Origin of the sequence: Paraburkholderia sp. LEh10, assembly GCF_017814945.1 — a bacterium.
GTDB lineage: Bacteria > Pseudomonadota > Gammaproteobacteria > Burkholderiales > Burkholderiaceae > Paraburkholderia.
On record NZ_JAGIPX010000006.1, the window covers coordinates 181,980 to 202,754 of the forward strand.

The 20,775-nt window shown below is 59.6% G+C and carries 15 protein-coding genes; 11 read left to right on the forward strand and 4 right to left on the reverse strand.

Features of this window, described 5'->3' with window-relative positions:
• Positions 1-354: 354 nt before the first annotated feature.
• Positions 355-516, reverse strand: coding sequence for a hypothetical protein (locus J8I87_RS44515; RefSeq protein WP_245253777.1), 162 nt, complete (start codon positions 514-516; stop codon positions 355-357).
• Here J8I87_RS44515 and J8I87_RS07440 point away from each other — a divergent pair.
• The 10 genes from J8I87_RS07440 to J8I87_RS07485 all read left to right on the forward strand — a co-directional run bounded on the left by J8I87_RS07440 (position 440) and on the right by J8I87_RS07485 (position 17,802).
• Positions 440-2,464: an FUSC family protein gene (locus J8I87_RS07440; protein WP_245253772.1), complete on the forward strand. Its 2,025-nt coding sequence runs from the start codon at positions 440-442 to the stop codon at positions 2,462-2,464. The two genes, J8I87_RS44515 and J8I87_RS07440, sit on opposite strands and share 77 nt — an antisense overlap.
• The gene (locus tag J8I87_RS07445) at positions 2,461-3,963 is read left to right on the forward strand and encodes an efflux transporter outer membrane subunit (RefSeq protein WP_209930794.1); all 1,503 of its coding nucleotides are present in this window, start codon (positions 2,461-2,463) and stop codon (positions 3,961-3,963) included. Before J8I87_RS07440 ends, J8I87_RS07445 begins: the two co-directional genes overlap by 4 nt.
• Entirely contained in the window at positions 3,947-4,150 is a 204-nt protein-coding gene (locus tag J8I87_RS07450) for a DUF1656 domain-containing protein (protein ID WP_209930795.1), read from the forward strand. Before J8I87_RS07445 ends, J8I87_RS07450 begins: the two co-directional genes overlap by 17 nt.
• Before the next feature lie 47 nt (positions 4,151-4,197).
• The gene (locus tag J8I87_RS07455; protein WP_209930796.1) at positions 4,198-5,151 is read left to right on the forward strand and encodes an HlyD family secretion protein; all 954 of its coding nucleotides are present in this window, start codon (positions 4,198-4,200) and stop codon (positions 5,149-5,151) included.
• A 131-nt stretch (positions 5,152-5,282) separates the two neighbouring features.
• The gene (locus tag J8I87_RS07460) at positions 5,283-6,716 is read left to right on the forward strand and encodes an aldehyde dehydrogenase family protein (protein ID WP_209930797.1); all 1,434 of its coding nucleotides are present in this window, start codon (positions 5,283-5,285) and stop codon (positions 6,714-6,716) included.
• 84 nt (positions 6,717-6,800) lie between these two features.
• Positions 6,801-7,256 (forward strand): (2Fe-2S)-binding protein, encoded by a 456-nt coding sequence (locus J8I87_RS07465; RefSeq protein ID WP_209930798.1) that lies wholly within the window; start codon positions 6,801-6,803, stop codon positions 7,254-7,256.
• 1 nt (position 7,257) lies between these two features.
• The gene (locus J8I87_RS07470) at positions 7,258-9,495 is read left to right on the forward strand and encodes a xanthine dehydrogenase family protein molybdopterin-binding subunit (protein WP_209930799.1); all 2,238 of its coding nucleotides are present in this window, start codon (positions 7,258-7,260) and stop codon (positions 9,493-9,495) included.
• A 13-nt stretch (positions 9,496-9,508) separates the two neighbouring features.
• Positions 9,509-10,786, forward strand: coding sequence for a c-type cytochrome (locus tag J8I87_RS07475; RefSeq protein WP_209930800.1), 1,278 nt, complete (start codon positions 9,509-9,511; stop codon positions 10,784-10,786).
• 391 nt (positions 10,787-11,177) lie between these two features.
• Positions 11,178-11,960, forward strand: a complete 783-nt coding sequence (locus tag J8I87_RS07480) for an enoyl-CoA hydratase/isomerase family protein (protein ID WP_209930801.1) — start codon at positions 11,178-11,180, stop codon at positions 11,958-11,960.
• A 295-nt stretch (positions 11,961-12,255) separates the two neighbouring features.
• Positions 12,256-17,802, forward strand: coding sequence for an ATP-binding sensor histidine kinase (locus J8I87_RS07485; RefSeq protein WP_245253754.1), 5,547 nt, complete (start codon positions 12,256-12,258; stop codon positions 17,800-17,802).
• 18 nt (positions 17,803-17,820) lie between these two features.
• On the opposite strand, the gene J8I87_RS07490 is transcribed toward J8I87_RS07485, so the two are convergent.
• The 3 genes from J8I87_RS07490 to J8I87_RS07500 all read right to left on the reverse strand — a co-directional run bounded on the left by J8I87_RS07490 (position 17,821) and on the right by J8I87_RS07500 (position 19,714).
• On the reverse strand, positions 17,821-18,927 hold the full coding sequence (locus J8I87_RS07490) for an NADH:flavin oxidoreductase/NADH oxidase (protein WP_245253755.1): 1,107 nt from the start codon (positions 18,925-18,927) through the stop codon (positions 17,821-17,823).
• Between the two features lie 81 nt (positions 18,928-19,008).
• Positions 19,009-19,362, reverse strand: coding sequence for a hypothetical protein (locus J8I87_RS07495; RefSeq protein ID WP_209930803.1), 354 nt, complete (start codon positions 19,360-19,362; stop codon positions 19,009-19,011).
• 70 nt (positions 19,363-19,432) lie between these two features.
• The gene (locus tag J8I87_RS07500) at positions 19,433-19,714 is read right to left on the reverse strand and encodes a hypothetical protein (RefSeq protein ID WP_209930844.1); all 282 of its coding nucleotides are present in this window, start codon (positions 19,712-19,714) and stop codon (positions 19,433-19,435) included.
• A gap of 102 nt (positions 19,715-19,816) precedes the next feature.
• Between J8I87_RS07500 and J8I87_RS07505 the strand changes: the two genes are divergently transcribed.
• Positions 19,817-20,611, forward strand: coding sequence for an SDR family NAD(P)-dependent oxidoreductase (locus tag J8I87_RS07505; RefSeq protein WP_209930804.1), 795 nt, complete (start codon positions 19,817-19,819; stop codon positions 20,609-20,611).
• Positions 20,612-20,775: the final 164 nt, after the last annotated feature.

Genomic DNA, 20,775 nt, shown 5'->3' on the forward strand with positions numbered 1-20,775 from the left:
TATTTACATTCGGGCATTGAGTGATTGCATGCCTCGACCCTAGAGCATCTTCAAGCGGAGATTAACGAGGGATTCGCGATAGAAGACTTGCCGATGGAGAACAAGTAGCGCGCGACTAACGTCTATATGAATCCACCGTAGCATTCACATCAAACGCATATCGAATCCTAGTTTGCTGTGGAAAATTTCCGTGCGGAGGCGAAAGAATGGGCAAATCCGCAGCGTTAATATGAACCGCGCACCGCGTCAGGCGATACGGTCGGCATAGGCGGCGGCATCCCACAAAAATTCGATGCGACAAGGTCGAACGGACATGATTGCGACTCTCCGTGGTCTTTTGAAAGAGGCCGTTGTCTATCGAAACGATGATTTCCCGCGTTTTCTGCATGCATTCAAAGCTGCGTTGGCGATCATCCTGAGCATGCTGATCTGCATGCGGCTGGAACTGAGAGCGCCCGGAACATCGATGGTGTCCGCTGTAATCGTGATGTTGCAGCAGCGCAGCGGAATGGTCATTGCGCGCGGCTTCTATCGGATGCTGGGGATCGCGTGTGGAAGTTTCGCCGGATTGACGCTGATCAGCCTTTTTTCGCAGCAACCGTCGTTGTTTATCGTCGGCCTGTCGATATGGGTGGGGCTGTTCGTTGCGGGGTCGTCTTACTACAAGAATTATCAGTCGTATGGCTTTGTGCTGTCGGGCTACGCTGCGTGCATTACGACTATCCCCGAATGGTCCGTTCCGTATGACGTCGTCACGAACCTGATTCACATCGTCAGCGAGGTCATGATAGGCGTTGCGACGGGCAGTCTCGTGAGCGCGCTCGTGTTTCCACAGAGAGTCGTCCCTGCATTGGTCATCTGGCGGCAAACCGCATTGGCCAAACTGTTGCCCGCGCTACGCGCCGCAGCTTTGGGCAATAGTACAGACGATCCCGTCGGAAACTACATGAAGCTCATACACGAGAGTGTGTCGATCGAGGAATTGCGCACGGCTGCCGTGTTCGAAGATCCCGAGATGCGTCTGCGCAATGATGCATTGACAACGCTCGATAGCACTTTCCTTGACGCGGTCACACGCCTCTACGCGTTGGACCGTGCGAGGCATCTCACACAGCATCTCCGTGTCGAGGTGCGGGATGAGATCAACAGCATGTTCGCTTTGCTAGCGAATGTTACAGTCATCGAGGATGCCGATGTTCAGCAGAGCGAGTACCGGTTGAACGAACTTCAGAGCCGGCTCTCTTCGATAAAAGACGCATTGCCCGAACTAGTGGGGCTCCAGCTAGGCAAGGTGAGTGCCGATAGCGATGATTTCCGTTTGATAGAAATGGCAGGAGCCCAAGTCTATACGGCAACGACTTCGCTATACGAGTTCTGCTGCGCATCCAGCATCGTACTGAGTCCGCCGAAGATCCAGTTGTCGTTGCCGATTGTGCAAGCCATTGCATTCATGCGTAATGCACCGATCCGGTGCAGTGGTCTGTCGGCGTTGCTGTCGGGACTGCGCGCGGCTGTCGCGACGGGCACTGTCGGGGCAGCGTGGATCGCCTCGGGGTGGACCAACGGATACATTGCCGTCGTGTCCGCGGGCATCACGAGCGGATTTTTTTCACTGAGCGCAACACCCGTCGCCGCGAGCTGGCAAGCCTTCGCAGGCTGTGCAATCGCGTGCGTGGTGGGTTTCGTCGTCAACTTTATACTGATGCCCGGCTTTGGTGACGTTTCGCTACTGGCGCTGTGCTTTGGCATCCTGTTGTTCTTCAGCAGCTACGCCGCCACGTTTCCACGCTTCGCGAGCATGGGCGCGGGCTTCAGCATTTACCTGTGTTACCTCCTGACGCCAACGAACGTGGCCGTTTATGATCCGCCTTATCTTCTTGATCGCGGATTTGGCTTGCTGATCGGGATCGGCGTGGCGGCGATCGCGTTTTCCCTCGTCGCGCTCAAGGAAGGCGAATGGCTAACGAAGCAATACGCGCGGCGCATCGGGGACGTTCTGTCGCATGCTGCGACCGCTCCGGTTGATGCAGGGACATCGAGGCAATTGGGTATGTCGATGCGCGATCTAATTGTGCGTATCGTGACTGTGCCGGGCGTGTCGCAGGCGTATCGCGAGAAGAGCGCGAAATGGGCTTTCGGCCAGCTCTGGATTGCCAACGCGTTAAATCATGTCAGGGCATTGGCTGAATCGGAAGCGAATGCGTTGCCACGCGCATGGGAAGCAGCGCAGCGCGAATGGCTGTACGCAATGGAATGTGTGGCAGCAAAAGATGACGTCGGTGCACTAGAAGCAGCACTCTCTCAAACCGAACATGTGCTCGACCTGCTAAGAAGGCATGCGGGCTTGCGGTCGACGGGCAGCAGCCGCGCGATATTCGAAATGCGAGCAGGACTCTATTCCACGCGAGCCGCCTTGATGGACCAATTGCCGGGCGCAGCGAAGATTCAGGCCATCGCGTCATGAAAGCGCCCGTTCGACACATGTACGACGTATTGAGCCTCCCACTCGTCCTGACTCTGACGTTGCCGTTCCTTGTGAGTTGCATTAGCGGTGCCGGCATCAAGCCGGAAGCATCATTCATCGACCCGGCATCGATCGACGCCGGCGCTGCGCTGCGCGAGACTCAAAGCGACGCGAATTGGCCCACGAAGGAATGGTGGCGCGCCTGGCACGACCCGCAACTCGACCGGCTGATGGCGCAGGCGGTCGCAGGGAGCCCGACATTGGCGATTGTCAGGTCGCGCGTGACGGCCGCGATCTGGCAGGCGCGCGCGCTGCGGGCCAATGAACTGCCGGATGTCGAGGGTGACGCTGCGCTTGCGCGCACCCGTTTCCCGCGCTACGCAACGCCAGCGCCGCCTGGCGGAACGACGGTCTGGGACAACTCGGCGGCGGTCACGCTCTCTTACGACCTCGATCTTTGGGGAAAAAATCGCGCCATCGAAAAGGGCGCGCTCGACGCGGTGCAGGCATCGGCAGCCGATGCACAATTCGCGAAAGTGGAACTACAGGTTGCCGTGGCTCGCACCTATACGCAGCTCGCGCTTCAGCACGCTCTGCTCGACATCTACCAGTCGATCAATGAAGAGGAGCGGCGCAATCTCGATATCGCCACGAGGCGCCGTCAAGCCGGAATTGTCGGCGAAATCGATGAAAGCCAGGCAAGAACACAGTATGAGGCTGGCATTACCGATATTCTTCGGGCCAGGGACGATATCGCTCTCGCCCGGCTTCAGATTGCGTATCTCGTCGGCGCAGGGCCGGGCTTTGGCGACGAGTTGACGCGTCCGGCTTTGCCGTCTGATGTTAGCGTCGCGCTGCCGACCTCGCTGCCGGCGGAAATCATCGGGCATCGTGCCGATGTCGTCGCACAGCGCTGGCGCGCAGCGGAAGCGGCGAAAAAGGTAGAGGCCGCGCACGCGGACTTCTATCCCAACATCAATCTCGTCGCGAGCGCGTCGCTTGCTTCCGTGGCGCCATTCGGCGGGTTTTTCAATTTCATCAACAGCGATGCGGTGGGGCATAGCGTCGGGTTGGCGGGGTCGTTGCCGATCTTCGACGCGGGGCGCCGTCGCGGCCGCTTTGGCGTCGCAACGGCTGAATACGACGATGCCGTGTTGAAGTACAACGATACCGTGTTGTCGGCGATGCAAAACGTCGCGCAACAGGTGACATTGCTGAGGTCACTCAAGGAGCAGGAGACCTCTGCCTATGTCGCACTGAAATCATCGATGCGTTCATACGATCTTGCGAACCGTGGCTATCGCGGTGGCATTACGGAGTATCTCGACGTACTGGTTGCACAGAAAGTCATGCTTCAACAACAGCGGGATCTCGCGCTGATCCGAGCCCAGCGGGTCGATGCATGGGTGCTACTGATGAAGGCGCTTGGCGGCGGCGCCGATGTCGATGCCGCGCCAGCGAATATCGATCGAGGTGAAGACGATGCCCGTCGAAATTGAGCTGTTCGGATTCTTTGCGCCCGTCCTGTTGCTTGTACTCGTTGCGTGCGTGTTCGCTTTCATCGCATTGGATCTGCTGCTCGCAAGGTGGGGTGTTTATCGGCTTGCATGGCACCCGGGGCTGTTCAGAGTCGCGCTGTTTGCCGTGCTGTTTTGCGGTGTCGCGCTACTGGTCCAAAGAACATGACCGCGAGCCGCGCAAGGGGCGTCATCTACAGCGAACGGGGGCGAAAGATGAATAAGCAGTATCTCATTCGAATCGCCATGACGCTGGTCGCGGTGATGATCGCCCTGTGGCTCATGCACGCAATCTGGTTGCGCTATATGTATTCACCGTGGACGCGCGACGGACGCGTCCGCGCAAACGTCATCAATCTTTCTACCGATGTCTCGGGACTGGTCAAGGAAGTTCGCGTCAAGGATAACCAGTGGGTGCGCAAGGGCGATGTGCTCTACGTGCTCGATCCCGACCGGTTCAGGTACGCCGTCGATCAGGCCGATGCGGACGTCGCGCGAGCAACGGCGCAGTTGCAACAGGCCGAGTCGCAGATGAACGCGAGCCTGTACGAATCAAAAATGCGCAAGAACCAGGCGTCCCGGCGGGAAAAGCTGTCGGGCGACGTCGTATCGGAAGAAATCCGGACGGACTATGCATTGCAGTCGCGGCAATCGCAGTCGTCGCTGGAGGCTGCTCGGGCCGCCTATACGGCAGCGCAAGCAGCGCTGAAAGGGGCGCTTGCCCGCAGGGAAACGGCGCATCTCGATCTGGTGCGAAGCGAAGTCCGTGCGCCGACCGATGGCTACATCGTAAATCTCAACCTGTATCCAGGCGACTATTCGAGCGCGGGCGTGGCGCGCATCGCGATGATAGATTCGAACTCGTACTGGGTTTATGGCTATTTCGAAGAGACGAAGATCCAGGGTGTGCACGTCGGCGATCACGCAGTCGTGCGCCTGCTCGGCGGCAACGTCGATATTGGCGGACACGTCGACAGTATCGCGAGCGGGATCGTGGATCGGGACAATCCAACGGGTTCAGGCGAGCTGCTCGCCAACGTCGATCCGATTTTCACCTGGGTGCGCCTTGCGCAACGCGTACCCGTGCGCATTCATCTGGACAGCGTGCCAAAGGGCATCCATCTCGCGATGGGCATGACGTGCACGATCACGCTCAGTGCCAGACGATAAAGGCGTAACGGTCGCATGCTGGTCGGGTCGATCCGTGGATACTGAATATCCGCACGCTTTTCTGGAAAGACACCCATGCACGCGCTGATTACTCTCGATGCGTGATCATGTCGACAGAAGGGGAGCGCGTCATGTTGCAGAAGAGTTATCCGTATTACCTCGCCAATGAAGCCGTCGCGGCGAATACCGATCTCGAAGTGACCGACAAGTTCAGTGGCGAAGTGGCAACCCGTGTTGCGCTGGCTGACGCTAAAGCGATCGACAAGGCGATTGGCTTCGCCGTCGAAGCAACGCCCGAGATGCGCGCGTTTCCGCCGTTCAAACGTCAAGCCGTGCTGGAACATTGCGTCGCGCGCTTTCGTGAGCGTTTCGATGAACTCGCGATGGCGCTGTGCATCGAAGCGGGCAAGCCGATCAAGGATGCCCGCGGCGAAGTCTCACGGCTCATCGATACATTCAAGGTAGCAGCGGAAGAGTCGGTGCGCATTGGCGGGGAAATTCTGAATCTCGAGATCTCACAGCGTGCAATGGGTTATCACGCTTACGTGAAGCGGGTGCCGATCGGCCCGTGCTCGTTCATCTCGCCATTCAATTTTCCGCTCAATCTTGCGGCGCACAAGGTCGCACCGGCGCTCGCAGCAGGCGTGCCGTTCGTGCTGAAGCCTGCAAGCCGCACGCCCATCGGTGCGTTGATCATCGGTGACGTGCTGGCTCAAACCGATCTCCCGAAGGGCGGATTCTCGATTCTCCCGGCCCATCGTGACGGCGCCGATCTTTTCACCACCGACGAACGCTTCAAGCTCATGTCATTTACCGGTTCACCCGTTGTTGGCTGGGATCTGAAGGCGCGAGCCGGCAAGAAGAAGGTCGTGCTCGAACTGGGCGGCAATGCGGCTGTCATCGTCGATGGCGACCAGGGCGACAAGCTCGACTATGTCGTCGAGCGTCTCGCGTTCGGCGCGTTCTATCAGTCGGGGCAAAGCTGTATTGGCGTGCAGCGCATTCTCGTGCACGCATCGGTCTACGATGCGCTGCGCGAGAAGCTGATCGCGAAGACGAAGTCGTTGAAGATGGGCGACCCGAAGAACGAAGACACGTTCGTCGGGCCGATGATCTCCCTGTCTGAATCGCGGCGGCTCGCGGGCTGGATGGAAAGGGCGGTCGGGGCGGGCGCGAAGATCATCGCGGGCGGCAGGGTCGATGGCGCGATGTTCGAGGCGACGCTGCTGGAGAACGTCGGGCACGACACCGATCTGTATCGCAAGGAAGCGTTCGGCCCGATTGCGATCCTCGAAAAATTCGACGACTTCGAGCGCGCCATCAAGACGGTCAACGACAGCGATTTCGGCTTGCAGGCAGGTGTCTTCACTGACTCGCTTGCGCATACGCATCTCGCCTGGGACGAACTGGATGTGGGCGGTGTGGTGATCAACGATGTGTCGTCGTTCCGCGTCGACAACATGCCCTATGGCGGTGTCAAGGACTCTGGTATCGGACGGGAAGGCGTGCGCTACGCAATCGAGGACATGACGGAATTGCGCCTGATGGTGGTGCGTCAACTGTAAACAGCGACACGCGCTCGGTCCGACAGGACGGGCGCGTATGAACTGGTCGGCGAACAATCAGGCAGCACGCATGGGAGCAATCAGATGACCCAACTCAACGTCAACGGTCAGTCGCACGATATCGATGCGCCGCCCGACATGCCTGTGCTCTGGGTGCTGCGCGACATCATCGGTCTGACGGGGACCAAATTCGGTTGCGGCATCGCGCAGTGCGGCGCGTGCACGGTTCATCTGGACGGCGTTGCCGTGCGCTCGTGTGTGCTGCCCATTGCGGCTGTCGGCGACAGAAAGATCACGACGATCGAAGCCATCGGCGATACACCCGTCGGCAAGCGGGTCCAGGTGGCGTGGCGCGAACTCGACGTCGTGCAGTGCGGCTACTGTCAGTCCGGACAGGTGATGCAGGCGGCCTCGCTGCTCACACAGAATCCCAGGCCAAGCGACGCCGACATCGACGCCGGCATGGCGGGCAATATCTGCCGTTGCGGCACGTATAACCGCATCCGCGCAGCCTTGAAGCAGGCCGCGAAGGAGGCGTGACATGTCGCAAGGATTGCTCGAAGCACAGAATGGCAAAACGCCCGACTGCGCGTCGGCCCTCGTCACACGCCGCGCGTTTCTGAAATTCAGCGCAAGTGTCGCAGCGATGACGGGCGGCGGCCTGTTGCTGGCTTTCACCATGCCCGCGCGCGGGCATGGTGACGTGCGTAAGACGGTCATCGGCGGCGACGGCGTAGAGACGCCGCAAGACGGCGTGTTCGCACCGAATGCGTTCGTGCAGATCGACAGGGCAGGCAAGGTCACGCTCATCGTCCCGAAAGTCGAAATGGGTCAGGGCGTGTACACGTCGATTCCGATGCTGATCGCGGAAGAACTCGAAGTGCCGCTCGACAACATCACGATCGACCACGCGCCACCCGACGAGAAGCGTTTCATGGACCCGCTGCTCGGCGGTCAGTTGACGGGCGGCTCGACGTCGATCCGCTACGCGTGGGAACCGATGCGGCGCGCGGGCGCGACTGCGCGCGTGCTGCTGATCAACGCGGCCGCGCAGCAATGGCAGGTCGATCCCGCGTCGTGTCGCGCGGAAAATGGTCAGGTGATTCATGCCGACACGAAGCGCAGCGTCTCATACGGCGAGCTGGTCGATGCAGCCGCGAAACTATCCGTGCCGCAGAACGTACCGCTGAAAGACCCGAAAGATTTCAAGCTGATCGGTACCCAGGCAAAGCGTCTCGATTCGCCGGAGAAAGTGGACGGCAGCGCGGTCTTCGGCTTCGACGTGCGTCTGCCGGACATGGTCTATGCGGCGATCGTGAATTGCCCTGTGTTCGGCGGAACGCTCGCTAGCGTCGACGATACGGAGGCGAAAAAGATTCCCGGTGTGCGCCAGATCGTGAAGATCGACAACGGCGTCGCTGTGATCGGCGATCATACGTGGGCCGCGAAACGCGGCGCGGCGGCGTTGAAGATCGCCTGGAACGAAGGCGCTGGCGCGACGGTGTCGACGAAAACAATCGTCGATGATCTGGCGGTCGCGTCGGAGCGCGATGGCGCCGTCGCGCGCAAGGACGGCGACGTGAGCAACGCGTTCACAAAGGCGAGTACACGCGTCGATGCCGTCTATCAGCAGCCGTTCCTTGCGCACGCGACGATGGAGCCGATTAATTGCACGGTGCATGTGAAGCCCGATAGCTGCGAGATCTGGGTCGGCACACAGGTGCCGACGCGCGCGGTCGATGCCGGCGCGCAGGTGACAGGGCTCGCGCCAGACAAGATCGTCGTGCACAACTTTTTGCTAGGCGGCGGCTTTGGGCGCAGGCTCGAAGTGGATGGCGTCACGCAGGCCGTGAAGGTGGCAAAGCAGCTGAACGTTCCCGTCAAGGTGATGTGGACGCGCGAGGAAGACATCCAGCACGACATGTATCGGCCGTACTACTACGACAAGATCTCGGCGGCGCTCGATGCGAATGGCAAGCCGGTGGCCTGGCAGCATCGCATCGTCGGATCGTCGATATTCGCGCGTTTCGCACCGGGCGCGATGAAGAACGGCGTGGACCCGGATGCCGTCGAGGTCGCCGCTGACCTGCCCTACGATGTCCCGAACCAATTGATCGATTACGTGCGGCAGGAGCCGCGTGCGATCCCGACGGCATTCTGGCGCGGCGTGGGGCCGACGCGCGGCACATTCGTCGTCGAGAGCTTTATCGACGAACTGGCGGCGCAGGCGAAGATCGATCCCGTCAAATACCGGCGTGACCTGCTCGGCAAAACGCCGCGTGCGTTGAACGTGCTCAACGTCGCGACGCAGGCCGCCGGTTGGGGCGGCACGATGCCGAAGGGACAGGGGCGTGGCGTGTCGGTGATGCATGCGTTCGGCAGCTTCTTCTCGATGGTCGCGGATGTCACCGTCGATCAGGGTGAAGTCAGGGTGAACCGGGTGGTGTGCGCGGTCGACTGTGGGATGGTGGTGAATCCGAATACCGTCGAAGCGCAGATCCAGGGCGGTGTCATCTTCGCCATTACGGCGGCGCTCTACAGCGAGATCACGATTGATCGCGGCCGCGTGCAGCAGAACAATTTCACCGACTATCGCATTCTGCGCATCCACGAATCCCCGGTGATCGACGTGCACATCGTCAAGAGCAGCGAGGCGCCGGGCGGCATCGGCGAACCGGGCACAGCGGCGGCGATGCCTGCCATCGCGAACGCGATCTACGCGGCGACAGGTAAGCGCTTGCGTCAGTTGCCGGTTGGCAACCAGCTTGTCAGTGCATAAGCGGAGGCCGACGATGAAAACCACATTGAAGGTGGCCGCGCGTATCGCTGCCATGCAATCGATGATTGCCATCTCCGCGCACGCGGCCGGCGCCGATGATGCACTCATCAAACGCGGCGAATATCTCGCGAAGGCGGGCGATTGTATTGCATGTCATTCAGCGCCGCATGGCAAGCCGTTTGCAGGGGGCTTGCAAATGTTGACGCCGATGGGCGCGATCTACTCGACCAACATCACGCCCGATCCGGACACGGGTATTGGGCGCTATAGCGAGGAAGAGTTTGGGCGGGCGTTGCGCGACGGCGTCGCGAAGGACGGTCATAATCTGTATCCCGCCATGCCGTACCCGTCGTACGCGAAAGTCAACAACGACGACGTGCACGCGCTCTATGCCTATTTCATGCACGGAGTCGCATCTGTCAGGCAGCCGAACCGCGAGCCGGATATCAAATGGCCGCTCAATATGCGCTGGCCGCTGAAATTCTGGAACATGGTGTTTCTCGACAAGGGCGTGTATCAGGACAAGCCTGGCAAGGACGTGGCATGGAATCGCGGCGCCTACCTGATCCAGGGCCTCGGGCATTGCGGCTCATGTCATACGCCGCGCGGCATCGCGTTTCAGGAGAAAGCGCTCGATGAAAGCGGCAGCGCATACCTGTCGGGCGGCCCCGTCGACAACTGGTTTGCGTCCAATCTGACGGGTGCGCATAACGCGGGTCTTGGACGATGGTCTGAAGCCGATATCGCGCAGTTTCTGAAGACGGGCGCAAACCCGCATGCATCGGCGTTCGGTTCGATGACGAGCGTGATCAACAACAGCACGCAGACCCTATCGGATAGCGATCTTGATGCAATTGCGCGCTATCTGAAGTCGCTGCCCGCCGTGAACGATTCCGGCACCACCGCGTATGCCTATGATGCAAAGGCGACGAAGGTCTCTCTCAACCGCCCGGCGAACGACGCGGGCGGGCGCGTCTATACGGCTTTCTGCATGCATTGTCACGGTGTCGATGGGCGGGGTTTCGCACCACTGCTTGCGCCGCTCGCGGGCAATCCGAACGTGCTGGAGAAAAATTCGCTTTCACTGATAAACGTGACCTTGAACGGCACGGAAGATATTGTCATCGGCGGCATTCCGGCTGCGTATCCGATGCCGAAATATGCACCCGTTCTGAATGATCAACAGATCGCCGACGTTTTGACATTCATCCGTGCCGGTTGGAACAACGGTGCGCCTGCAGTCAGCGCCAGCGAGGTTGCAAAATTGAGGAAAGCAACGCACGCGCCGTGATCGGTCACAAAACCCACGTGCCCTTTTTCTGGGGCACGACGCAATACCATCATGACGAATCCGTGTTTGCGCAGGCTTGCTCCTGTTAACGGCGGCGCTCGCGCCGGCGAGAAGTACTATCCCGCCCTGTGCTGCGCGCACCACCCCACCTGAACGACCTTTACCATGTTTAACCACGCTTAAGCAGCGGCTAGCCAGCGCTCGTGCCAAAGTATAGCCATGGAGCGTGGCGTATCTCTGTCGGACATACACACGGATTAACCGACATACGCCTCTTCCTGGTTACGCAACGACTGGCCGTTCGAAAGCACATCGCGGTACAAGCCGCATCAACGCGCCTTTCATCATACGTTTGGCTGACTTTTCGACAGACGTACAAAAAGGATTGTTCATGATCAAGCTCGTTCACCACGTGAAGAGAATCTCGCCGGAGCTGGACGTGGGTCGCATCGACATCAACCAGAGCGAGTTGCGCGCGGACATCATCCTCGACCACCCCCTGTTCAATCTCGTATCGGGCATGCAATGGGAACAGTTGCGTGCCGCATTCGAAGTACTGGACGACGACCCGAGAGTGCGGGTCATTGTCGTGCGCGCGCAAGGCGAACACTTTTCGAGCGCAAGCGATATCGACGATGCGACGGGTGCGTCACCCGAGCATATCGCCAGATTCATATGGAACATCGAAGCGCCCGCGCGTTGCAGTAAGCCCGTCATTGCGGCGAATCGCGGCTATTGCTTCGGCGCAGGCTTTGGGCTTTCGTTGGCATGCGACTTTCGCATCGCAACCGAAACCACGATCTACGCGCTGTCCTCGCAAAACGCAGATCAGGTGCCCGGCGCCGACGCCTTGGCGCGGCTTCAGAAACTGGTGGGCGCCGGGCGTGCAAAAGAGATCGTTATGCGCTCCCGGCAGATTCGCGGGGCGCAAGCCTACGAGTGGGGCATTGCGACGGAATTTGTCGTCGACAGCGACCTGGAGATGCTCACCGACAGCCTGGTGCGAGAACTCGTGGCCGTCCCGCAGGATGCACAACGCAAGGCTAAAAGGCTTTTAAACGCTATCGAAGATATTCCGCTGCCGGCGCTAACGGAAGCCGTCGAGCGCGGCCATCCGCTGTATCTGAATGAGGCTGCCAACACGAGACGGGCAGCATTCATGGATGGAAAATGATGAATGGCGTGATACACAAACCCACGATTGAAGATGGATTTAAACGGTGCGCGCACCAAGCGAGCATCCCATTTGAATTGCGCGTAGAGTAACGCGGAGGTCAATGCTTTGTCGTCGTTTGCGACGATTGCCGTCTTCGATGATTCGTCGGCACTGAGTGCACCATCGCACCGATTAGCGACCGAGCGGCAGGCGCACTGTCGTTTGCGGCCCACGCCGGGAAGGACCGCAGCCAAAATTTCGAAGGCCGCCGCACCCTACGCCATTGCGCGCCGCTGCTCTCAGGGAGTGTTTGTTGAATCTTCTGACCCCTCCCTCCGATGCCGTCGCCGTCGAACTCCTTGCGGATTCATGGGAAGACGGCGAATACATCATCTGTCGAGGACGACGTCGAACGGATGACGGCAGCTTCGAGGCTGTGCGCGTCGTGCGGCCCGCACGGGCGCATCCGCCCGCTGAGGTCATCGACCGGCTTGCGCACGAATTCGCGCTTGCAGACAAGCTGGATGCTTCGTTCGCGTTGCGCCCGCTGCAGCTACTGCGGGAACAGGGGAAAACAGCGCTTCTGCTCGAAGATTGGGTTGGCGAGCCGCTCGAACGACTCCCTGCACCATTCGATCCCGTCAGCTTCCTTCGCTTTGCCATCAATATTGCTTCGGCCGTCGGCAAGCTTCACGCGCGCGGACTTGTGCACCGCGACCTCAACCCGATGCATATCCTGGTCGAAAGAACGAGTGCCGTTGTTCGCCTGACGGGACTGGGCATTACGTCCGCGTCGCGTCAGGAGCGGCAGTCGCCAGATCCGCCGGAATTTATCGCTGGAACGCTTGCATACATGGCACCCGAGCAGACCGGCCGCATGAACCGCTCAGTCGATTTGCGCAGCGATCTGTATTCGCTGGGCGTCATCTTTTATCGGATGCTCACGGGGCGCTTGCCGTTCGGTACGACGGATCCGATGGAACTGGTGCACTGTCACATTGCACGGCGGCCCACCGCGCCCGTGGTGTTGGCGCCGGCACTGCCGCGTGTAATTTCGTCAATCGTGATGAAACTGCTCGCGAAGACGGCTGAGGACCGCTATCAGACAGCAGGCGGCGTAGCACACGATTTGCGGCGATGTCTGGCCGATTGGGATACGCATGGAAAAATTGCCGATTTCCAGCTTGGCGAATACGACACCTATGACAGTCTGCTGATACCCGAAAAGCTTTACGGACGCGAAGCCGAAGTGAACACGCTGCTTGCGGCGTTCAATCGCGTCGTCAAGGGGGAACGGGTCGGGCTGGTACTCGTCACGGGCTATTCGGGCATCGGAAAATCTGCTGTGGTGAACGAGCTGCACAAGGTGCTCGTGCCGCGGGGCGGCCTGTTTCTGGTTGGCAAGTTCGATCAGTACAAGCGCGACATTCCGTACGCGACGCTCGCCATGGCGTTTCAGGCCGGTGTCCGCGTGCTGTTGAGCAAGGGCGAAAGCGAGCTTGCGATGTGGCGCGACGCGTTTCGCGAAGCGCTCGGTCCGAATGGACGCCTGATCGTGGAGCTGGTGCCGGATCTGGCAATCGTGATCGGCGATCAGCCATCGGTTTCGGTGTTGTCGCCGCAGGACGCGCAGCGGCGCTTCCATCTCGTGTTTCGACGTTTCATTGCGGTCTTTGCGCGCAGCGAACACCCGCTCGCGTTGTTTCTCGACGATCTGCAATGGCTCGATGCAGCAACGCTGGATTTTCTCGAGGACCTGCTCATCCAGGGCGATCTGCGCCATCTGTTGCTGGTCGGTGCTTACCGTAACAACGAGGTCACGCCGGTTCATCCGCTGACCCGCACGCTCGAAAGTATCCGCGCATCGGGCGTTCCCGTGCAGGAGATCGTGCTACCGCCTTTGGGCGCCGAACATCTGGAGCAACTCGTCAAGGACGCGCTGCGCTGCTCGTCCACCAAGGCGGTGCCGCTGGCTCGCGTGATCTCCCAGAAGACGGGTGGAAATCCGTTTTTCGCGCTGCAGTTTCTTTCTTCTCTTGCCGATGAAGGGCTACTGACGTTCGACCACGCTGCTGTGCGCTGGTCATGGGATATCAGCCGCATCCATGCGAAGGGCTACACCGACAATGTCGTGGCGCTGATGGTCGGCAAGCTGTCGCGTTTGCCGGTGCGAACGCAGGTCGTGCTGCAAAAGTTCGCCTGCGTCGGCAATGCGTCAAAGCTTTCTGTTCTCGAGACGATCTGCGAGCAATCGCGTGAAGCCCTGGGCGATGCGCTGCTGCACGCCGTTCGTGCAGGGCTCGTGCTCAGTGCGGGAGAAAACTATCGTTTCCTTCACGACCGTGTCCAGGAAGCCGCTTATGCGCTCATCTCCGAAGAGGCTCGCACCGACAAGCATCTTCGCATCGCAAGACTCCTGTTGTTGCGCACACCACCGGGGCAACTCGAGGAGAAGGTCTTCGATATAGTGAGTCAATTCAATCGCGCTATTCACCTGATCACGAATCGCGCGGAGCGCGAGCGGATAGCCTCGCTAAATCTGATGGCCGCTCGGCGCGCCAAGGCATCGACGGCGTATGCGTCGGCGCTGACTTTCCTGTCGGCGGGCCGCTCGCTATTGATCGACGACGATTGGAACACGCAATACGAACTCAGTTTTTGCATCGAATATCTGCTTGCCGAATGCGAAATGCTGACGGGGAAAATGCGCTCGGCAGAAGTGCGCCTCTCGGAACTCGATGAACGCGTCAGGACGAACCATCATGTCGCGCTCGTTACGCGCTTGCGGATCGCGTTGTACACCACATTGGATCAAAGCGAACGCAGTGTTGAAATCTGTCTGGCGTATCTGCGCCGCGGCGGGACGGACTGGCTGCCGCATCCTGACATACGAAGCGTGCGAATCGAGTACGAGCGGATCCTGTCGTTACTCGACGGCCGGCAGATCGAACAACTGATCGATTTGCCCCTGCTGAGCGACACGGATGTCATGGACACGCTCGACGTGCTCACAGAAATCGTGACGCCAGCATTTTTTACGGACCAGAATCTGTGCGCGCTGGTCCTGTGCCGCATGGTCAATCTGAGTCTCGAATACGGCAATTCCGATGCGTCCTGTTACGCGTATGTGTGGCTTTCGACCTATGCCGGGCCGTTCTTCGACCAATACGAAATGGGCTACCGTTTCGGACGTCTGGGCTACGACCTCGTCGAGCATCGCGGTTTGACGCGCTTCAAGGCGCGAACCTCCACGTCGTTTGGCAACATCGCCGTGCCATGGGCGAGGCACGTGCGCGAAGGACGCGAACCCATACGGCGCGCATTCGACATCGCAAGCGAAAGCGGCGATCTGACCTATACGCTGTACACCTGTTGCGATCTGATCCAGAACCTCGTCTCTGTGGGAGATCCGCTCGGCGAAGTGGAAACGGAAGTCGACAAGGCGCTGGCCATTTCAGACCAGATACGCTTTGGCCTCGTCAATGACATGCTGGTGACGTATCGCGGGCTCGTGCGAACGCTGCGCGGATCGACCGCGCGTTTCGGCTGTTTCAACGATGCGCAATTTGATGAAGCCAGGTTCGAAGCGCATCTGTCCAGTTCGACGACGCTTGCGTTGCCGGAATTCGACTATTGGGCGCGCAAACTACAGGCGAGGTATCTCGCCGACGATTTCCCGGAAGCATTGGATGCCAAAACGAAAGCCGAGCGCGTGTTATGGGTCGCAACGTCCCAGTTCGAGACGGCGGAGTTTCATTTCTATGGCGCGCTGAGTCATGGCGCCTGTTGGAACGAGGCCGATGCGCAAGCGCGGCAGGGCCATGTGAATGCCATGGCACGGCACCGGAAGCAGCTCGAAATCTGGGCGCTTCACTGTCCCGAAAATTTTGAAAACCGTGCAGCGCTCGTGGGGGCGGAGATGGCTCGCGTCGAAGGTAATATCGACGAGGCTGAAAAGCTCTACGATCTCGCGATCCGTTCGGCGCGCGCAAACGGGTTTGTCCACAATGAGGCCATTGCCTGTCAGGCCGCATCGCGCTTTTACGCGGCGCGCGGTTTAGCACAGATCGCCGACATGTACCTGCGCAATGCGCGCCACGCCTATGTGCAGTGGGGCGCGAAAGGCAAGGTTAAACAACTGGACGACCTGTATCCCGAACTTGTGCAGCACGACGACCGCCACGCTGCAGCGAGCAGTATCGAAGCGCCTGTCGAACATCTGGATCTGACGACGGTACTCAAGCTGTCGCAAGCGGTGTCGAGTGAAATCGTGCTCGACAACCTGGTTCGCACGGTGATGCGCACGGCCATTGCGCACGCGGGTGCAGAACGCGGACTGCTGATCGTCGATAACGGTGCGCAATTGCGCGTCGAGGCCATGGCGGAGACCGTGGGTGAAACGATCACCGTCAATCTCGACAGACACCCTCTGCAGTCGGACACGTTGCCTGTTTCGATCATTCAGTATGCGCTCAGGACGGGTGAGAGCGTCATCCTGAACGATGCTTCGAGGCAGCACGAATTTTTGTCCGATCGATATCTTCGCGAGCACCACACGCTCTCGGTTGCGTGCATGCCGCTCGTGTATCAGGGAAAGCTGATTGCGCTGCTGTATCTCGAGAACAGCATCACGTCGCATGTATTCACCACGAGCCGCGTGGCGGCGCTCAAACTGTTGGCGTCGCAGGCTGCGATATCGCTCGAGAACTCGCGTCTGTATCGCGATCTCGCCGAGCGCGAGACGCGGATTCGCAGCCTCGTGGATGCAAATATTATCGGGGTGTTCATCTGGGACCTGCACAGCCCGATCTACGAGGCCAACGATGCGTTCCTGCGCATCATTGGCTATAGCAGGGACGACCTGTCAGCGGGGCGAATCAGTTGCCTTGCCATTACGCCCCATGAGTGGCACGAACAGAATGTGCTGGCCATCGCGGAGTTGCGCAAGACAGGCGTGCTCCCGCCTGTCGAAAAGGAATTCATCCGGGCAGATGGGAGCCGCGTCGCAGTGCTGATGGGGGCGGCCATGTTCGCGAGCGCGCCAGAACAGGTCGTGGCTTTCGTCGTCGATCTCACGGAACGCAAGCGCGCAGAAGCCCTTGCACGGGAAAGCGAGCGACGCTTTCATGAGATCGAGATCGAACTCACACATGCGAACCGGATATCCACGCTCGGCCAGCTGACGGCTTCTATCAGCCACGAAATACGGCAGCCTGTAGCGTCGGCCGTTCTCAATGCGCAGGCCGCGACGCATTGGCTGGATGCTCAACCGCCCAACCTCGCCGAAGTGCGAGCGGCGCTCGCGCGCGTCGTGAACAACGGCACACGCGCCAACGACGTTATCCGCCGCATTCGTGATCTGGTCAAGAAGACGCCCGCGCGTCGGGAACAACTCGCCATCAATGACGCGATTCGCGAGGTCATCGGGCTCACGCGCGCAGAGGCAGCGAAACATCGTGTGTCGATCTATGCCGACCTCGAACGGGACCTACCTACCGTGGAAGGCGACCGTGTCCAGTTGCAACAGGTCATCATGAACTTGACGATCAATGCCGTCGAAGCGATGAGCGATTGCGACGACGGCCTACGCGAGTTGACGATCTCGACATGCGCGCATGGTGAAAACCATGTGCGCGTCACGGTGAGCGATTCGGGGCCGGGAATCGCCGGGCGTGAGTCGGATATCGAGCGGCTCTTCGAACCGTTCTACACTACTAAAGAGACGGGCATGGGTATGGGCCTTTCGATTTGCCGCACGATCGTCGAGGCTCATGGCGGGACGCTGCATGTTTTTGCGAATACACCGCGGGGCGCGGTATTCCAGTTCGATCTGGCGACGAGAGCCGAGGAACTGGAATAACCGCCCATCGCATGAAATCTATTCGCTCTCGAACAGGTCCTTGAACCGTCTCGGTTGCGAACGAAGGTAGGGGTTTGGCGCGCGAACCTTTGCGCCGAGCTCCGCAGCGGCATGCCACGGCCAGCGCGGATCATAAAGTATGGTCCGTGCAATGGCGATCAGATCGGCGTCGCCTGTTCCCACGATGGCCTCTGCCTGCTCGAATCCCGTAATGAGTCCGACGGCGACCACGGGCATTTTCACAGCCTGTTTGACGGTGCGCGCGAGTGGGACCTGATAGTTCGGCCCGACGGGAATCTGCTGGGCAGGGTGCAAGCCGCCGCTGGTGACGTGAATCGCATCGCAACCGAGTTTCTCGGCTGCCTGCGCAAACGCGACGGTCTGTTCTATATCCCAACCGCCTTCGACCCAGTCCGTTCCCGAGATCCGGATCGTCACTGTTTTGTCGCCGGAAAACGCATCGCGTACTGCGTTGAATACTTCGAGCGGATAACGGATGCGGTTTTCCAATGATCCGCCGTATTCGTCGTCGCGATGATTGGACAGAGGAGAAATGAACTGATGCAGCAGATAGCCATGGCCCACGTGCAGTTGAATCGCGTCGATGCCGACTCTGTGCGCGCGGTGCGCCGCGGCGACGAAAGCCTCGCGCACCCGCTTCAGGCCGTCGCGGTCGAGCGCGTTGGGAGCGAGATTGTCCTTGGAAAAAGGCACCGCCGATGGCGCTTCCGTTTGCCAGCCCAACTCGGAACCGGGCGCAAACTGAGTGCTCTTTTTCCAGGGGACTTCGGTCGAAGCCTTGCGGCCAGCGTGACTCAACTGGATAGCAATGGGTATGTCAGAACAATAGCGGACGGCGTCCAGCGTGCGACGCATTGCCGCTTCCGTTGCATCGTCATACAGGCCGACATCCGCGTAAGTGATGCGGCCTTCGGGTAAGACGCCTGTGGCCTCGATGGTCAGCATCGCCGCGCCGGAAATCGCGAGATGGCCAAGGTGCATCAGATGCCAGTCATTCATGCAGCCGTCTGTCGCCGAGTATTGGCACATGGGCGCAATGACGATCCGGTTTGCCAGTTCGAGCTTTCCCAGTTTGATGGGCGTGAAGAGCGCAGGTTTTGCCAAGATAGCCTCCTTGAAATGCTCAACAAACCTCGGTATCGACGCACGACACGCCGGCATCTGAAGACCGCAGACGCAAACCTGTCAGCTGCCGAAGAAGATCGTGCAATAGCTGACGGGGCCGACGCACGAATCTTTCGCCTGAGCCGCCTTGATCTCGCGCAGAAAGCGATATGTGGCGCTTTGTTGCGCCTGATCGGCCTGGGATTGAACCGAACCCGGATTGGCCGGTTGCGGTTGTGATTGCGCATAGGCGGCCATCGGCACGAGTGCGCAGGCGACACAGACAGTATGGATGAGTTTCATGTCGACCTCCAATGCAGGGCAAACAGCCCAATTGCCAGTCAGGCGATTGATCGTTGGAAGAAAAGGTGCCCGCGCGGCAGCGCGGGGCACAAAGGGACAGATATGCATCTGCCCGAGGAGACGCAGCAGCAAGCATTCGCTCGATGTGGACCGATCTTGACGTATTTGCCATGGGGCGGCTTTCCTGATCAGAGGAAATTTGTCATTTCGCCCTGTAGGGATTCGAATAATCTGACGCGCGCTCGCGCGCTTGACTATCGCTGTCGCGCGATAACAAGCAGTCGAAGCGGCACCGATTGCAGCGGCTCAGCGCGATGAAGTTGTCGTGGCGTTCTTCACTCGGCTTGTGCATCACGCCGATCCACTTTTGCGCCGCGAGGTCGTCGGGCGTCAGACGCTTGACGCATTGATGGCAAACACAAGCAGGCCCGCAACGGGGTTTGATCGCGGCACGCGATCCCACCAGCGCGCCGATCGTGCACAAGGCCACTCTGACAAACAGAAGCCTTGCGACATAGAATCAATTGCCCTTTCTTTCGGGCCACACGACGAACAGGACTGATCTCACTTCAATGGAGTCGACACCGTGAATATCGATCTTTCTGGAAAAACGGCATTGGTTAGCGCATCGAGTGCGGGCATCGGTCTCGCCATCGCGGCAGCGCTCGCGGGAACGGGTGCGGAAACTATCGTGAACGGACGTTCAAAGGAGGCGGTCGATCGTGCGATTGGAAAAATTCGCGAGACCGTGCCAAACGCCAAACTGCAAGGTGTAGCGGGCGATCTCGGAACACGCGCGGGGGTCGATCAATTCGTAAAGACTGTGCCGGGTACCGACATACTCGTCAACAACCTCGGGGTGTTTGGCCCGGGCGATCTGTTCAGTTCAAGCGATGAAGACTGGGAGCGCTACTTTCAGATCAACGTCATGTCCGGCGTGAGGCTGACCCGCGCATATCTGCAGGGCATGATGGATAGAAAGTGGGGCCGTGTGGTGTTTCTCTCCTCTGAGTCAGGCCTCAATATTCCGCCTGACATGCTCGCATATGGGTTTTCAAAGACGGCCCAACTCAGCATCGCGCGCGGTATCGCGAAGTTCGCCGCAGGCACGGGCGTCACGGTCAATTCGGTACTTCCGGGACCGACCTTGTCGGACGGTGCGCTTGAAATGGTCGCCGAGGCCGCCAGGAAGGAAGGCATGACACCGGAGCAGAAACTGAACGAATTTGTCCTTGCAACGCGTGGATCGTCGATTATCCGTCGCGCGGCAAGCACGGAAGAAGTGGCCAACATGGTCGTTTATGCGTGCTCGATGCAAGCGTCCGCGACGACGGGCGCCGCACTGCGCGTGGACGGTGGCATCGTGGACACGATCGCCTAGTGAAGTGTACGCGGGCCAGTCCAACATTCATATCGCGAGCAACCGTGAAGTGGCGGGCTATACCGTGGTATAGCCCCGCTATGTCGACGGAATCCACCCGTATGCCACGGTAGAGTGGAACCCCCACACGGCAGTGACTATGCTACGGACAGTGCGAGTGCAAG

What these genes read in the sequence shown, in the direction of transcription:
- J8I87_RS07475 (WP_209930800.1), top strand. Translation starts at nt 9,509, where the DNA reads ATGAAAACCACATTGAAGGTGGCCGCGCGTATCGCTGCCATGCAATCG.
- J8I87_RS07455 (WP_209930796.1), top strand. Translation starts at nt 4,198, where the DNA reads ATGAATAAGCAGTATCTCATTCGAATCGCCATGACGCTGGTCGCGGTG.
- J8I87_RS07445 (WP_209930794.1), top strand. Translation starts at nt 2,461, where the DNA reads ATGAAAGCGCCCGTTCGACACATGTACGACGTATTGAGCCTCCCACTC.
- J8I87_RS44515 (WP_245253777.1), bottom strand. Translation starts at nt 516, where the DNA reads ATGACCATTCCGCTGCGCTGCTGCAACATCACGATTACAGCGGACACC.
- J8I87_RS07470 (WP_209930799.1), top strand. Translation starts at nt 7,258, where the DNA reads ATGTCGCAAGGATTGCTCGAAGCACAGAATGGCAAAACGCCCGACTGC.
- J8I87_RS07450 (WP_209930795.1), top strand. Translation starts at nt 3,947, where the DNA reads ATGCCCGTCGAAATTGAGCTGTTCGGATTCTTTGCGCCCGTCCTGTTG.
- J8I87_RS07480 (WP_209930801.1), top strand. Translation starts at nt 11,178, where the DNA reads ATGATCAAGCTCGTTCACCACGTGAAGAGAATCTCGCCGGAGCTGGAC.
- J8I87_RS07465 (WP_209930798.1), top strand. Translation starts at nt 6,801, where the DNA reads ATGACCCAACTCAACGTCAACGGTCAGTCGCACGATATCGATGCGCCG.
- J8I87_RS07460 (WP_209930797.1), top strand. Translation starts at nt 5,283, where the DNA reads ATGTTGCAGAAGAGTTATCCGTATTACCTCGCCAATGAAGCCGTCGCG.